Source organism: Streptomyces sp. AB3(2024) (assembly GCF_041862025.1).
Classification (GTDB): Bacteria; Actinomycetota; Actinomycetes; order Streptomycetales; family Streptomycetaceae; genus Streptomyces.
On sequence record NZ_JBGWAB010000032.1, the window covers coordinates 1 to 14,816 of the forward strand.

The 14,816-nt window shown below is 73.0% G+C and carries 12 protein-coding genes; all 12 read left to right on the forward strand.

What is annotated here, in order from left to right:
- Positions 1-1,963: hypothetical protein (locus ACEPPI_RS15655; protein WP_373915831.1), on the forward strand; the 1,963-nt coding region annotated here is incomplete at its 5' end.
- 9 nt (positions 1,964-1,972) lie between these two features.
- Positions 1,973-2,617 carry a hypothetical protein gene (locus ACEPPI_RS15660; RefSeq protein ID WP_373915832.1) on the forward strand — a complete coding sequence of 215 codons (645 nt, stop codon included), beginning with the start codon at positions 1,973-1,975 and terminating at the stop codon, positions 2,615-2,617.
- Between the two features lie 194 nt (positions 2,618-2,811).
- Complete coding sequence (locus ACEPPI_RS15665; RefSeq protein ID WP_373915833.1) at positions 2,812-3,843, forward strand: hypothetical protein; 1,032 nt, start codon at positions 2,812-2,814, stop codon at positions 3,841-3,843.
- Positions 3,844-3,951: 108 nt separating this feature from the next.
- On the forward strand, positions 3,952-4,812 hold the full coding sequence (locus ACEPPI_RS15670) for an immunity 49 family protein (RefSeq protein ID WP_373915834.1): 861 nt from the start codon (positions 3,952-3,954) through the stop codon (positions 4,810-4,812).
- Positions 4,813-4,853: 41 nt separating this feature from the next.
- Complete coding sequence (locus tag ACEPPI_RS15675) at positions 4,854-5,228, forward strand: toxin-antitoxin system YwqK family antitoxin (RefSeq protein ID WP_373915835.1); 375 nt, start codon at positions 4,854-4,856, stop codon at positions 5,226-5,228.
- A 143-nt stretch (positions 5,229-5,371) separates the two neighbouring features.
- The gene (locus tag ACEPPI_RS15680; RefSeq protein WP_373915836.1) at positions 5,372-5,668 is read left to right on the forward strand and encodes a hypothetical protein; all 297 of its coding nucleotides are present in this window, start codon (positions 5,372-5,374) and stop codon (positions 5,666-5,668) included.
- A gap of 19 nt (positions 5,669-5,687) precedes the next feature.
- Positions 5,688-6,440 (forward strand): hypothetical protein, encoded by a 753-nt coding sequence (locus ACEPPI_RS15685; RefSeq protein ID WP_373915837.1) that lies wholly within the window; start codon positions 5,688-5,690, stop codon positions 6,438-6,440.
- Between the two features lie 29 nt (positions 6,441-6,469).
- The gene (locus ACEPPI_RS15690; protein WP_007264842.1) at positions 6,470-6,712 is read left to right on the forward strand and encodes a hypothetical protein; all 243 of its coding nucleotides are present in this window, start codon (positions 6,470-6,472) and stop codon (positions 6,710-6,712) included.
- Positions 6,713-6,734: 22 nt separating this feature from the next.
- Positions 6,735-8,075: a type VII secretion integral membrane protein EccD gene (eccD, locus tag ACEPPI_RS15695; RefSeq protein WP_373915877.1), complete on the forward strand. Its 1,341-nt coding sequence runs from the start codon at positions 6,735-6,737 to the stop codon at positions 8,073-8,075.
- A gap of 16 nt (positions 8,076-8,091) precedes the next feature.
- Entirely contained in the window at positions 8,092-9,387 is a 1,296-nt protein-coding gene (locus tag ACEPPI_RS15700) for a hypothetical protein (RefSeq protein ID WP_373915838.1), read from the forward strand.
- Complete coding sequence (gene eccCa / locus ACEPPI_RS15705; protein ID WP_373915839.1) at positions 9,384-13,394, forward strand: type VII secretion protein EccCa; 4,011 nt, start codon at positions 9,384-9,386, stop codon at positions 13,392-13,394. Before ACEPPI_RS15700 ends, eccCa begins: the two co-directional genes overlap by 4 nt.
- A 4-nt stretch (positions 13,395-13,398) precedes the next feature.
- Positions 13,399-14,796 (forward strand): DUF6177 family protein, encoded by a 1,398-nt coding sequence (locus ACEPPI_RS15710; RefSeq protein WP_373915840.1) that lies wholly within the window; start codon positions 13,399-13,401, stop codon positions 14,794-14,796.
- The last annotated feature ends 20 nt before the right edge of the window (positions 14,797-14,816 follow it).

The window sequence follows — 14,816 nt, forward strand, 5'->3', positions numbered from 1 at the left end:
CGACGTCAACGCCGCGGTGTCCGCGTTCTGGGCGGCGGAGCGGACGTGTGCGAACAAGATCCGTGCGTTGTACTGTGCGGCGCCGTTGACGGCGGATGACGGTTCGCACGGGGCGAACATGTACGGGTACAAGGGCGAGGACCTGAACAAGGCGCAGGATCTGCCGTGGGGTTCGCAGCTGGAGGAGACGCACCGGGCCTGGGAGATCGGGTACTGGGCGAAGTCGTTCGTGTGGGACGGTCTGATCGTCGACGGGATCTGGGGCACGATCCGTGGCCTGGGCACCCTCGTCGGTGTGGACGGGTGGGACAAGGCGGGTCAGGCGTGGACGGGGCTGGCGAAGCTGGCGACGGGTCTGGTGATCGCGTCGATGCCGGGGATCGGTACGGCGTTCTGGCTGGCCGATGACAAGGACCTGCCGCCGTGGATCCGTGATTCGCGCACCGCGATGAAGGAGACGGGCAAGGCGCTGGTCGCGTGGGACGAGTGGGGCAAGAACCCGGCCCGCGCTGCCGGCGCGGTCACCTTCAACGTGCTGACCACCGTGTTCACCGGTGGTGCGGGTTCGGCGGCGAAGGCGGGCACGGTCGGGAAGGTCCTGAGCGTGGCGGGCAAGGCGGGCCGCCTGATCGACCCGATCACCTACATCGGCAAGGCCGGTTCCTTCGCCAAGCTCAAGATCGGTGACCTCTTCGCGAACCTCGGCAAGGCCGACGGCGCGTTCCCCAAGATCAACGACGTGATCTGGAAGGACCTCCCGAAGGCCGATGCCCCCGGGATCACCTTCCCGCACCCCGAGGACACCGTCCGCCTCCCCGACGACGCCCTGGGCCGTCCCCAGTTCTACGACAAGACCACCAACCAGCTCCTGGACCACAACGGCCTGCCCAAACAGGACCTCACCGCCGTCCCCAAGGGCGCCGACCACCCCCTGGCCGAAGTCCCCAAGCACGAGAACGTCCCGGCCACCGTCGGCGCCCACACCGCCGACGCCACCGCCCACACCCCGGGCGGCACGGCCGGCCACACCCCGGGCGGCGCGGCCGACCACACCCCCGGCGGGGTCGCGGACAACGGCGCCCACAACAGCCACACCGAACCGGGCGGCACCACCCCCGGCCACGGCGGCACCGACACCACCCCGACGGGCGGCGGCCACGGCGACGGCCCTTCGACGGGCGGTCACGGCGACGGCCCCGGCACGGGTGGCGGCGGCCACGACGGCCCCGGCATCCCGCACCAGGGTGACGGCGCGGGCGGCAGCGGCGGTGGCCACGACGGGCCGGGCGGTGGCCACGACGGGCCCAACCCCGACAACCCGCCTGTCCACTTGGAGGGCGACAAGATCGCGCAGCAGCCCTCGGGCAAGATGGCGCCCGAACGGGAAGCCGACGTCGTGGAGTCCCTCACCAAGTCGAAGGTCCAGCCGGGCGATCAGGCACGCATGCTCACGCAGCTGAAGAAGTCGGAATACGGTGCTGCCGTCGCCGACTACATCGCCAGCGGGAAGTTCTCTGATATTCCCAACTACGGTGAGCTGATTTCCCAGGTGAAGCAGCCGGGAATGATGCCCGCTGTGCACCAGGCGCTGGAACACGCGGCGGAGCTCCAGGCCAGGAACATAGGTCACATCGAATTCGAACTGAAGCTACCGGAAAAGGGCCTCGACCTCGACGTCCTGACCCGGGTCGACGGCCGGATCGAATACGGTGCTCAGCTCAAGGACGTCCAGAGCGTCAAGGGCATCAAGTCGGCGGTCAAGGGCATCGTTGAAAAGCAGCTGAAGGGCTCCGGCGTGGACGTCAAGGCCGCCATTCTCGACGTCCATGATCTGAAGGGTGCATTGACGGAACGGGACCTGAGCGCGGTGCAGCGGGCTGCGGACCGTACGAATGCCTCATTCGAGCTACGCTTCGACGACGGCTCCATCACCATCTATCCGACCAACGCCACCAAGCCGTAAGGAAATTCCATGTCGCTTCTGATGCGCTCGCCGAGGGAGAGCGGCTCCTGGTTCTGGGACCTCGACGACGTGACCGAGCCTGGACTGGAGCCGGCGCTCGCGACGGCCGCACGGATGTCTGCTGTGCTCTCCGCGCACGGCCTGCTCGAACCGCAGGGCCTGGAGTGGAGCTGGTTTGAGGTCGGGAAGGGCGGGCTGGGCATTGACAGCGGGCTGAGCCTCATCAGCAGATCTCTGGGCGATGAGAAGCTAGCGGATGAGATCCGCAGCTGTCGGCCCGTGGGCCACCCCGGTGCCGAGATGACGGGATTCGTCGTCGTCGGGTCGGGGACGTGGTTCGATGCCGAGGGCACCGCTCGCAAGGAGGGGCGCCTGGTCGAGCTCTTGGTGTCGCCGGACTCCATCGGACCGTCGGCGGAGCTGTCCGTGCACCACGATGTCTGGGCTACCTGCGACTTCCGCGGCAACCCGCATCCTGCTGTGTACGCTCGTAATGCACCCCGCCTTGCCGCTGTATTGCGTGAACTCGACGCGTTGCTGGGGGTCGAGGCCGAGCCCGGGGAGCCCACGTATTTCGGCATGTCGAAGGCTTACGGGCTTGAGGACGCGGAACTCGTCGACGGCCGCGGCCCCGATCTCACCGACTTGATGTAGCTGGGCTTCGCTGGATGCACCGGACCTAGCGGGGCAGAGGGCTCGTTGCCGTTCTGCGACTTCACGCCGAATATCGCCACGGAGTTCGAGCTCGGCCCGGGGCACGCGGACGGGCCGGCGGAGGTCGGGCCTTCGGCCCACCGGGGGAGTGCGAGCGTGAGTCCGGGTGGATATCGGCGCAGGAGGAGAAGCCGGTGATCACGTCCGAGCCCGTCGGTGAGTGGTTCTGGGAGCCGGCTCCCCTGGTGGATCCCGCCGACGGTGGTGTCTTGAGGGCGGTGGGGCTGCTCTCGGGCCTCGCGGACGTCCTCGTGGCGTGCGGACTCGTCACCGGGGAGGGCTCCGGCTCGGTCGTGCTCAGCGACCGGCGTGCCATGGCCAGTCCTCTGTTCTCGCTTCACAATGTCCGCGTCGAGCCCGGCGCCGGTTTCGGCGCAGGCGTTGCGGCAGCGGCCGAGCAGGCCGCCGCCGTGCAACTGCTGCCGGACCGTCTGCTGACGCTGTCCCTGAAACTGCCTGGCGAGTGGACGGAATACGGCATCGGGCGCCGCGCGGAGAAGTTGTTCACCGCACGGGTCGAGGTGTGGGGTGAGGGCGCGGTGCTGCTGGTGCTGTCGACCTACGCCGACATCTGGCTGACCCAGGACCTCAGAGAGCGTCCACAGCCGGAGGTGGCAGCGGACAACGCGCCGCGGATCGCCGCAGCGTTGAATCAGATCTCCAAGCTGACGGAGTCGGAGATCGACCCAGGAGACGCCACTAAGCACGCCCGCCCCACCCCGGACGGGTTCGCGGACTTGCTGGTGGAAGGGGCGGAGTACGACGACTCTTGGGGCACCTTCGAAGTTCCCGTTCGCTGGAAGCGGCTCATGAGGCTGGTTCCCGGAGGGTCCGCAGCCGAGGACTACGAGAGCAGTACAGAGCATCCCGTCCGCTATGCACGCGTCCGGCTGGGAGAGCAGGTGGTCGGCTATCTCTGGGCCGCCATCGGTGACGAGGCGGCCGGGTACGAGCCGCGTACCGCGGCGGGTGACGCGGCGTTCGAGGCTGGTGTGCCGTGGGTCCTTAGCCTTCGTTCCCTGCGCCTGCGAGGGTTCGATCCGTTGGCGGCGTTGTCCGAGCTGCTCGGCACCCCGGACAGCGGCGGGAGCGGCTCCGCCGTCGAGCGCACGGTGTACGAGGCTGCTTCCCTGGACGCGCTGGAGGAACTGTCGGGGAGGTACTGAGGATGCCGCGACATTGATGGCCGGTTCCGCGCTCCGGACCCTGGACCCGCGCGGAGGGCAGCCTTGCTCGGCTCACGCGGAGCCGCCCAACGATTGGCAGGGGAAACGATGACCGACTTCGTGGCCGGCCACTCGGAGCCGAGGCCCGCCAGCACGGACTGGGTCAAGGGGCTCGGCGATGAGCTCACCGAGGACATCGGCGTTCTCGGATCGTCTTCCCGGAAGCTCGGGTTCGTGTGGAAGGACGCCGCGCTTTACGTCGACGCCCGGTTCAGGGTGGACTCGCAGGGTGCCGAGCTGGGGACCTGGGAGGCCGTGGTCGCGGCCGCGCAGTCGGATTCCGCGCTGTTCCGTACGGCGGGGATGGCCGAGGGGTCGACCGAGGTGCGCATTCACCATGAGATGCGGACGCTGTCGGCCACGGGGCCCACACGGTACGCGCACGCGCAGGCCTGGACCGAGGCGTTCTGGTTCGCGATCATCACGCGTGACCAGCCGCGGATGACGGAGCTGTGTGAGCTTCCGCTCGACGTGCTGCGGGCTTCGGGCGCGGATCACGACGACTACCTGTACCACTGGGTGGCGACGCTGCAGGCGTACTGGCTGAAGCGGCCCGAATCGGTCCGGGAATTGACGCTGACGTTCCAGCGGTCGCATCCGGACGTGGCAGTGATCGCCGGGCGGGAGTACATCCAGCAGGTGGCCTATCCGCCGATCAACCTCTTCTACAAGTTCCTGCGCAAGGACGAGGAGGGCTTCCACGCGACCCTGCTGGAGGCCCTGGAACTCCACAGGCGGTACTGGACGGCCACCCCCGAGCGGGCCGACGACTTCGAGGGTCTCGTGCCGATCGGTATCCTCGCGGTGACCTGCCTCGCCTACGATGGCGGGATTCCTGTCCGGGTGGAGTCCCCGTACGTGCCCGAATACCTGCTGAAGCGCTCCTGGGCCGACGAGTTCGAGGTCTGATGCGCACGCCGAGGCCCTCCGGGCGGCGAGGAATGGATTCCATGACGAGCCCGGTGCGGCGTATCGACACTGACGACCGCGATGTCGATGTGGATATGGGGGGTCGAGTCCTCTACCTGGGCGAGTTGTTCACGGGGGAGGTGGCCGAGTATCAGGATGGGCAAATCGTCTGCCTTGACGTCTATCTTGACGGAGTCCCGAATGGCTTGTCTCAGGCGTGGTACCCGGGTGGTGCACTGAAGCTTCAGGGGACCGTTGTCAACGGGTCCGCGTCGGGTGAATACCTGGAATGGCATCCCGATGGCGTTCTCAAGTCGCGAAAATTCTTCGACGACGACATTTACTCCCTCAAGGAGGAGAGCGTCTGGGACGAGCAGGGCAACCTCGTCCGCGAATGGCGTCGCGAAGACGGGTGAGGGCCTGTGATCACGACCGAACCGGTGGGTGAGGTCCGGCACACCCTGGCTTCCCTCGGGTTTCTCTGGCCATAGGCCGACGGCGCGGCCGGCTACGAGCCCCTCAGCGTGACGGGGACTACGAGAGCACCACCGGGCAACCGGTGCGCTACGCCCGCGTACGGTGCGGGGAGCGGGTCCTGGGCTTCCTCTGGGCGTCCGCCGACGGAGCGGCGGGCTACGAACCCCGCAACGCGGCCGGTGCCGCGGCCTTCGAGGCCGGGGTGCCGTGGCTGTCGCGGCTGCGTTCCGCCCGCCTGCGGGGCGTCCGGGCGCCGGAGGCCCTGGAGGAACTGCTGGGCGCTGCGGCGGAGGGCCGCGGGGGCGGCTCCGTCGTGGAGCCCGTCGTGTACGGGGCGGTGTCGCTGGACGCCCTGGAGGATCTGTCGGGGCGGTCGTGACCGGGGGAAGGGAGACGAAGTGGCCGGTGGGGCGGGGTCGTGCGTGCTGGAGCGGCTGCGGGCGGTGGAGTGGTGCGGGGACTGGGACTTCGCGTTCGGGCACGTGAAGTCCCGGCGGGTCCTGCTGCGCGAGTACATGCGCCGGGCGGCCCTGTGGGCCCGTGCGTACTCGGCAGCGGAGGCGTGGCCCTTCTTCGACGTCACCCCGTACGCCGCCCCGGAGTTCGTGCCCGCGCCGGAGCTCGCCGACGCGCTGAGGGAGTTCCTGGGCGGGATCGGATACGTCGAGGTCGGGAACACGTGCGCAGGAGCGGTGCGGCTGGCGGAACTCCGCTCGCGGGAACCGGGCGTCGGGGCCGGGCTGCCCGACCTCTACGAACCGCTGCTCCTCTTCTACGAGCGGGGCGGCGAGTTCTACCGGGACAACGCGGGGTTCCTCGAACTGACGGGGGTCCGGTACAAGCACGGCCCGCCGGCGGGCTTTCTCGGCGGCGTACCCCTCACCCGGCTCGACGGCCGCGTGCTCGACGCCCTCGACGCCGAGGGGCGCGTCACGTACCACCGGGCTGCCGAGGGCCGTGGCCCGCTGCTGAGACGGCGCGTACTGCGGGACGTACGGACGGACGAGCTGTTCGGCCCCGACCTGCGCTGGCACCCGGCGCGGGGGGAGCCGGGGCCGGTCGTGGTCGACGAGTTGGAGGCGGCCCGGTTCATCGGGGAGGCCGTGGCGGAGGCGGAGGGTCCCGTGTGGAACCTTGGAGCGGGGTATTAGCGTCGGGGCGGAGAGGAAGGGGGGCCGGGATGGCAGCCGAGGATTACGACAGCCAGTTGCTGGAGTCCGTCGCGGTACGGCGGCGCAGGATGCGTGACGCCGTGCTGTTCGGGGCGCAGCGCGGGCGGCGCGTGGCCGACGAGCGGATCGGGAAGGCCGTCGCCGGACTGGTCATCGCGGCCGTGCTGTGCGCGGGATGCGTGGGATGGTCGTTCATCTCGCACCGGCTCATCGGCAAGGTCGGCACCCCGGGACAGGTCAGTACTCGGTGATAGGTTCGGGCGCGTGGTGAGCATGGGGGCGGGAATCGGTACGGCACTGAGCCGGGTCACCCTGGTGGGTGAGCGGCGGAGGATGGACCTCGTACTGCCCTCCCAGGAGCCCGTCGGGCGGCTTTTGCCCGACGTCATACGGATGTTGGACGACCGGGTCGCCGCGCAGCCGACGCTGCGCCACCTGGTGACCGCCGACGGGTCGGTGCTCGAACACGACGTCTGCCTCGAGGACGCCGGGATCGGCGACGGCGCCGTGCTGCGGCTCGTGCGGGTGCAGGACGTGCCGTCCGCGCCCGTCGTGCACGACGTCACGGACGAGGCCGCCGAGGACCTGGACGTCCGCGCCTGGCGCTGGCGGCCGGGCGCGCGGAGGGTCACCGCCGGGGCCGGGCTGATCGGATGGGCGCTGCTCGCCGGGTGGTTCGCCCGGCGGGAGTTCGCGCCGGGCGCGGTGGCCGGGGCGCTGCTCGCGGTGGCCGCGGTCGCCGCGGTGGTCGGGGCGCTCGCCGGGCGGCTGAAGCGGTCCGGGCTCGCGGCGGCGCTGCTGGCGACCGCCGGGGCCGTCGGCGTGCTCGGGGCGTGGACCCTGGGCGACGCGCAGCACTGGGGTCCGATGGGACGGCTCGCCGCGGTGGCGGGCGCGCTCGCGGTGGGGCTCGCGCTGCTGGGGTGGTTCACGCCGCTCGGGCGGGGCGGGTTCGTCGGGGCGGCCGCCGTGGTGGCGCTGACCGGTGGCTGGGAGGCCGTCGCCGTCGCCCAGGGCGGCGCGGGGGCCCGTACCGGAGCGGTGCTGGCCGTGGTCTCGGTGGTCCTGCTGGGGCTGCTGCCGCGGCTCGCCCTGGCGGCGGCCGGCCTGACCGGGCTCGACGACCGCCGTGCGCGGGGGGCTTCGGTCAGCCGGTACAAGGTCGCGACCGCCCTCGGCGCCACCCACCGGGGCATGGCGCTGGCCACCCTCGCCACCGCCGTCTCGGCGGGTGCGGCCGGGGTGCTCGCGCTGCGGGAACCCGATGTCTGGACGGTGTCGCTGGCCGTGGCCGTGGCCGGTGTGCTGTGGCTGCGCGCGCGGGCGTTCCCGCTCGTCGCGGAGGTGGTCGCGCTGCTGCTGGCCGGGGCCGCCGTCACCGTGGCCGCGCTGCTGGTGTGGGCGGAGCGGGCCGGCGCGGCCGGGCCGCTGGCGACGCTGCTGGTGCTGGCGCTGGCGGCGCTCGGGGTACTGGCCGTACAGCCGCCCGAGCACGTACGGGTCCGGCTGCGGCGATTCGGGGACACCGCCGAGTCGCTGTGCGTCATCGTGCTGTTCCCGCTGCTCATCGGGGTGTTCGGCGTGTACGGGCGGCTGCTCGGCACCTTCGCGTAAGGGTTGCGACTCAGACATGTCAGACATGAGCCAGAGCCGGCGTGACGACTGGCAGGCCGGGGTCCTCGGTGAACTGACGGGCGCGCCGAGCGCTGCCGCGCGGGCCGGGGAACCGGGCACGGGCCAGGGCCCTGCCGCCCCGGCGTCCGCCCCCGGCCGGTCCCCGATACCGCCCCACCTCGATCACGACGCCGCCCACGGCAGCCACCCGGGCGGTCCCGGTGTCCCGGCGCAGGCCGACGGCCAGGCCCGGTTCCCCGGTGCGGCCGGCGGCACCGCTGCCACCGGCGGTCCCGGCGCCCGCGTCCCGCAGGGCAGCCCGCAGCCGCAGTCGTACCCCTACCCCGCATCCGCCCCGGCAGGGGGTCCGCAGGGGATCCGCGCCCCCGAGACCGTCCCCGTCCCCGCCACCGAGGCCGCCGGCCGGCCCCGGCACGGGGACCCCGTGGGGCGGCGGGCGTTGCGCGCGCTGCGCGGGGCGCTCGGGTCCTCCGCCGCGCGGGCCGTCGCCACCGAGACGGGGCTGGCCACCCAGGTGCAGCAGCCCGTCACCACCGGCCGCCAGATCGTGGTGACCAGCATCCGCGGCGGCTCCGGCAAGACCACCGTCACCGCGCTCCTCAGTCGCACCTACAACCACTACCGCCACGACCCGGTGCTCACGCTGGAGGCCGACGCCGCCCTCGGCACCCTCCCCGTCCGGCTCGGGGTCGAGTCCCTGCGCTGGACCTGTGGCGACGTCGCCCAGATCGTCCGCCCCTCCATGCAGCTCACCGACATCACGGGCTACCTCGTCCCGCTCGCCGACGGCGGCTGGCTGCTGCCCGGCAGCCAGGGCCGCATCGGCGCCCAGGTCGACGTCGCCACGTACCGGACCGTGATGGTCGCCCTGCGCCGCTACTTCGGCGTCACCGTCGTCGACTGCGAGACCCTCCCCGGCGAGGTGGCCCGTACGGCCCTCGACACCGCGCACGCCCGCGTGCTCACCACCCCCGCCACCGCCGAGGGCCTCGTCTCCACCCACGCCGTCCTCGACTGGCTGGCCTCCCTCCCCGTGCCCGTGCTGCCCCGGACCGTCGTCGTGCTCACCTGCCAGTCCCCGCACCCGGCCGTCGACCTCGCCAAGGCCGTGGAGAAACTGCGCGCCACCGGCGCCGGGGTCGTCGTCCTCCCGTACGACCGCCACCTCGCCTCCGGCGGCGCCGTCCGCACCGAACTCCTCGGCGCCGAGACCCGGCAGGCGGCCGTACGGCTCGCCGCGGACGTACTCCAGCGCGCCCTCGCGCTCCCGGCGGCCGGTGCGGCCCGGTGACCCAGCAGCTCGTCCACCGGCCCGCCCGGGGCACCCTGCCCCCCGCCCCCGCCGAACCGCACACCGTCGAGGCCCCGCCCAACCTTCCCGAAGGCAAGATCGGCAGCCCGGCCACCGCCCTCCTGCCGATGGCCGGCGTGATGGGCTCGGTCGTGATGATGACCGTCATCCGCAACAGCCAGTTCGCCGCCGTCGGCGCGATGGTGCTGGTCGTCGCGCTGATCGGCGCCATCGCCATGTTCTGGTCCCAGCGCGGCAAGGCCCAGCGCACCCGCCGCTCCCAGCGCGAGCGCTACCTGGAGTACCTGGAGGAACAGCGCGAGGAACTCGGCGCCCGCGAGAAGCGCCTCCGCGACGAGGCCCGCCGCCTCAACCCGCCGCCGGAGGCCCTCTACGACCTCGTGCGCGATCCGGCCCGGCTGTGGGAACGCCGCCGCAGCGACCCCGACTTCCTGTGCCCGCGCCTGGGCACCGGCGAGGTCGCCGTCCAGCCGCTCGCGCTCGGAGCGGGCGCCGGGGGCGTCCTCACCCCACCCGACCGGTTCATGCTCAACGAGGCCGGCGCCCTCATGGCCCGCTTCGCCCGCGCCAGCGACTTCCCGCTGACCGTGCCCCTCGACCGGGCCGGCAACATCAGCGTCGTCGGCGACCGCGAAGGCGTCCTGCGCGTCGCCCGCGCCCTGCTCGTCCACACCGCGGTCCTGCACGCCCCCGACGACGTCGCGATCGCCCTCGGCGTCCCCGGCGACCGGCTCGACACGGACTGGGAATGGGCCAAGTGGCTCCCGCACGTCCTGGACCCGCAGGAACAGGACGGGCCGGTCGCCGCCCGGCGGATCGCCCCCAGCCTCCCGCAGCTCGCCGAGGTCCTCGCCCCCGAACTGCGCCGCCGCGCCTCCTACGCGGCCGAGGTGCGCCGCGGCCTCTCCGACCGGCGCGCGCTGGCCCTCGCCGGCCGGCTCCTCGTCGTCAGCGACGAGTACGGGGACAACGCCGTCGAACTGCCCCGCCCCGACACGGCGGTGGGCCTCGCCGACATGAACACCACCGTTCTCCACCTGCTCGCCGAGCAGGTCCACGAGCCCGACGAGGTGACCATACGGATCACCGTGGACGGCCCCCACGTCACCGTCCGGGACCTGCGCACCCCCCAGGCCCCCGCCGCCGAGGGCCTCTGCGACCGGCTCGGCCCCGCCACCGCCGAGGGCCTCGCCCGGATGCTCGCCCCGCTGCGGCTGTCCGCCGAGTCCGTCGCCGAGGGCACCCCCGTCTCCGGACCCGTCGACTTCATGGGCCTGCTCGGCATCGACGACCCCGCCGCCCTCGACGTGACACGCCTGTGGGCGCCGCGCGGCGAGCGGGACTTCCTGCGCGTCCCGATCGGCATCGACGACCGCCACGGCCCCGTCCTGCTGGACCTCAAGGAGTCCTCGCAGCTCGGCATGGGCCCGCACGGGCTGTGCGTCGGCGCGACCGGCTCCGGCAAGAGCGAGCTGCTCCGTACGCTCGTCCTCGCCCTGGTCGCCACGCACGCGCCGGAGGACCTCGCGATGGTCCTCGTCGACTACAAGGGCGGCGCCACCTTCGCCCCCTTCGAGAAGCTCCCGCACGTCGCCGGGGTCATCACCAACCTGGAGAACCAGGCCGGACTCGTCGAACGCGTCCACACCAGCCTCGCGGGCGAGGTCAAGCGCCGCCAGCAGGTCCTCAAGGACGCCGGCCACGTCGCCGACATCGGGCACTACGCCGTCCTGCGCGCCGAGAACCCCGAACTGGAGCCGCTGCCGCACCTGTTCGTCGTCATCGACGAGTTCGGTGAACTCCTCACCGCCAAGCCCGACTTCATCGACCTGTTCCTGTCCATCGGCCGCATCGGCCGCTCCATCGGCGTGCACCTGCTGCTGTCCAGCCAGCGCATCGAGGGCGGCAAGCTCAAGGGCCTGGACACCTACCTGTCCTACCGGCTCGGCCTGCGCACCTTCTCCGCCGACGAGTCGCGCACCGTCCTCGACACCACCGACGCCTTCATGCTGCCGCCGCTGCCCGGCTTCGGCTACCTCAAGGTGGACACCTCCACCTACACCCGCTTCAAGGCCGGTTACGTCTCCGGCCGCTACCGGGGGCCGGCCGGCGACCGCGACCGCACCGCGGAAGGCCCCCTCGCCCTGCCCTACCCGGCCTTCAACACCCTCGGCGCCAGCACCGGTTCCGACGGGCCCGCCGAGGAGAAGCCCACCGCCACCGCCCGCGAGAGCGGCCCCAGCGTGCTCGGCGTCATCGTCGACCAGCTCGCCGGCGCCGCCCCGCCCGTACGCCGCATCTGGCTCCCGCCGCTGCCCGACGCCACCCCGCTCGACGCCGCCGCCGGACCGCTGCGCGTCACCGACCGCGGACTGCGCCTCGGCGACGCCGAACGCCCCCCGCTGCGGGTACCGCTCGGTGTCCTCGACGACCCGGCCCGCCAGTGGCGCGGACCCTGGGAACTGGACCTGAAGGTCGCCGGCGGGCACACCGCCGTCACCGGCGGACCCCAGTCCGGCAAGACCACCCTGCTGCGCACCCTCGCCCTGTCCCTCGCGCTCACCCACACCCCGCAGGAGGTCGCCGTCTACGGCCTCGACCTCGCCGGGGGCGGCCTCGCCGCGCTCGCCGGCCTCCCCCACGTCGGCGGGATCGCCGGCCGGGCCGACCGGGAACGGGCCGCCCGCACCGTCGCCGAGGTGCGGGGCATGCTCGCCGCCCGCGAGGCGCTCTTCCGCGAGCACTCCATCGACTCCGTCGACCAGCTGCGGCGCCTGCGCTCCCGCGGCGGACTGCCCGAGCTGGCCTCCACCGACATCGTCCTGCTCGTCGACGGGTACGGGGCCCTGCGCGAGGAGTTCTCCGAACTCGACGACGCCGTCACCGACCTCCTCAAGCGGGGCGGCGGCTACGGCATCCACGTCGTCGCGGGCATGCTGCGCTGGAACGACGTCCGCATCGCCAACCAGTCCCTCTTCGGCAGCCGCGTCGAACTGCGCCTGGGCGACGCCTCCGACTCGGCCATCGACCGCAAACTGTCCGAGACCATCTCCCCGGACACCCCCGGCCGCGTCCTGACCGACGGCAAGCTCTTCGCGCAGACCGCCCTGCCGCGCATCGACTCCCGGGCCGGGACCACGGACCTGGCCGCCGCCCTGGAGGAGGCCGCCGCCACCGTCCGCGCCACCTGGCACGGCGACATCGCCTCCCCCGTACGGGTCCTGCCCGCCCGGCTGCCCGCCGACCGGCTCCCCTCGGCCGACGAGGAGCCGTACCGCATCCCCATCGGGGTGGACCAGGACGTCCTCGCGCCCGTCCTGCTCGACCTCTTCGAGCAGGACCAGCACCTGCTGATCCTCGGCGACAACGAATGCGGCAAGACCAACCTCCTCACCCTCGTCGCACGCCAGCTCATCGCGCGCTACGGGGAGGAGGAGCTGGTCTTCGCCGTCTACGACCCCCGGCGCGGGCTGCGCGGAGTCGTCCCCGAGCCCTACCGCGGCGGCTACGCCCACAACGCGAAGATCGCCGGCGCGCTGTCGGCCGGCATCGCCAAGGAACTCGACAAGCGGCTCCCCGAGGACGGCATGGACCCCGACGCCGACCCGGGCGAGGGCCCCGGCTTCACCGGCCCCCGCATCGTGGTCCTCGTCGACGACTACGACATCCTCACCACCGCCGGACAGCAGCCGCTCCAGGCCTTCGTGCCCTACCTGCCGTCCGCCCAGGACATCGGGCTGCACTTCGTGATCGCCCGGCGCGTCGCGGGCTCCTCCCGGGCCCTGTACGAACCGCTGCTCACCACCCTGCGGGAGTCCGGCACGACCGCGCTCGTCATGAACGGCGAACGCTCCGAGGGCCAGCTCTTCCCGCAGCTCTACGCGAGCGCGCAGCCACCGGGCCGCGGCACGCTCGTCCGGCGCGGCCGGCCGCACCAGACCGTGCAGACCGCGCTGGCCGCCCCCCTCACCCAGGAAGCACCCTGAGACCGTGACCAAGGACGTCATCGCCCTCACCCCCAAGATGCCCGACACCGCCGCGTTGCTCGTGGCCCTCGCGGGCGGCGGCACCGAGCTCGACGCGGCCTCCGCCGCCGACGGGGCCGTGATCCAGCTGCTGGGCGCGGGCGGCCGGCCCCTGGTCTCGGTGGAAGCACCGGTGCTGGTCCAGGTCCCGGGCGAGACCGAACGGCTCCTCGGCACTCCCGCGCGGGTCCCCGTCTGGTGGACGGAGACCCGCGCCTCCACAGCCGTACCCGAGGCGGCCGACCTCGCCGGCGCCGTCGCCGGGCGGCTCGCCGAGATCCTCGGCGGCGCCGTCTGGCCCCCGGGCGCGGGCCGGGTCACCGCCGTCCCCGTCACCTCCGAAGCCTCCGCGGCGCCCGCGCCCGTGGGGGCCCTGCCGACCGTCGACGTGGTCACCGAGTCCACCGCCGTCGTCCTCGCGGACCGGCCCGTGATCCCGCTGACGGCCTGGCTCTCCGACGTCCTGCGCACCACCGCCGGCTTCGGCGCGGCCCTGCACATCGTCACCCCCGCGCACTGCCGGCTCAGCCTGCCGCTGCGCACCGTGCTGAGCGGCGCACCGAACCGGTGGGTGGTCCAGGACCCGGAGTGCGGCTACTACGACGGCCTCTCCGGGGCGGTGCTGAGCTGGCAGGACGGCACCTTCGCCCCCACCCGCGACGCCGACGGCCGGCCCCGGGCGGCCGCCGCCTTCGTACGGGCCGACGGGGCGGAAGCGGGCGGACACCGGCTGACGGTGCAGTTCCGCACGGAGCACCCGGCCGAGGGGGAGCTGCTGCTCGGCCGCTCCGTGGAGGCCGCCTGGCGGGCCCTGACCGGGGGGCCGCCCGCCGGCTGGGGCACCGCCGAGCCGGTGAACCTGCCCTGGTCGCCCCGGCAGCTGACCGATCTCGCGCGCGGCCGGGCGCCGGAGCCGACCCTGCTCACGGTGGTGGGCGCGGACGCGCTGGCCGTCGTACGGGTGACGCGCACGGCGGCCGGGGTCGAGGAGGACGTCACCCTGACCCTGGGGTACGGCCCCGCCGACCCGGTGCCGCTGGACGCCCTCGCCGGCCTGGCCGGGACGCTGGCCGACGGGTACGGCCTGGTCAGCATGCTCGCCTCCGTCGGGCCGGGCCGCCGGGACCTGAGCGTGACCCCGCGCTTGGGCCGGCCCCCGCTGCCGGTGTCGTTCACCCTGGGCGCGGCGGGCGTCGCCGAGGTCACTCTGACCCATGCCCGGCGCCCGCCGCTGGCCCTGCGCCCGTCCACGATCGGCCCCGCCCGCCGTCCGGGCCTGCACTACCCCCTGGGCGACGGCACCGACCCGGCGGCCTGGGACACCCTGTCCACCCTCATGGCCCACCTGGGCACCACGGTCTGACGGCCGCCGCGCGGGGCGGC

Bases quoted from the DNA above. Each gene is read 5' to 3' on its own strand.
- eccD (WP_373915877.1), top strand. From the start codon at position 6,735: ATGGGGGCGGGAATCGGTACGGCACTGAGCCGGGTCACCCTGGTGGGT.
- ACEPPI_RS15670 (WP_373915834.1), top strand. From the start codon at position 3,952: ATGACCGACTTCGTGGCCGGCCACTCGGAGCCGAGGCCCGCCAGCACG.
- ACEPPI_RS15690 (WP_007264842.1), top strand. From the start codon at position 6,470: ATGGCAGCCGAGGATTACGACAGCCAGTTGCTGGAGTCCGTCGCGGTA.
- ACEPPI_RS15660 (WP_373915832.1), top strand. From the start codon at position 1,973: ATGTCGCTTCTGATGCGCTCGCCGAGGGAGAGCGGCTCCTGGTTCTGG.
- ACEPPI_RS15700 (WP_373915838.1), top strand. From the start codon at position 8,092: ATGTCAGACATGAGCCAGAGCCGGCGTGACGACTGGCAGGCCGGGGTC.
- ACEPPI_RS15675 (WP_373915835.1), top strand. From the start codon at position 4,854: ATGACGAGCCCGGTGCGGCGTATCGACACTGACGACCGCGATGTCGAT.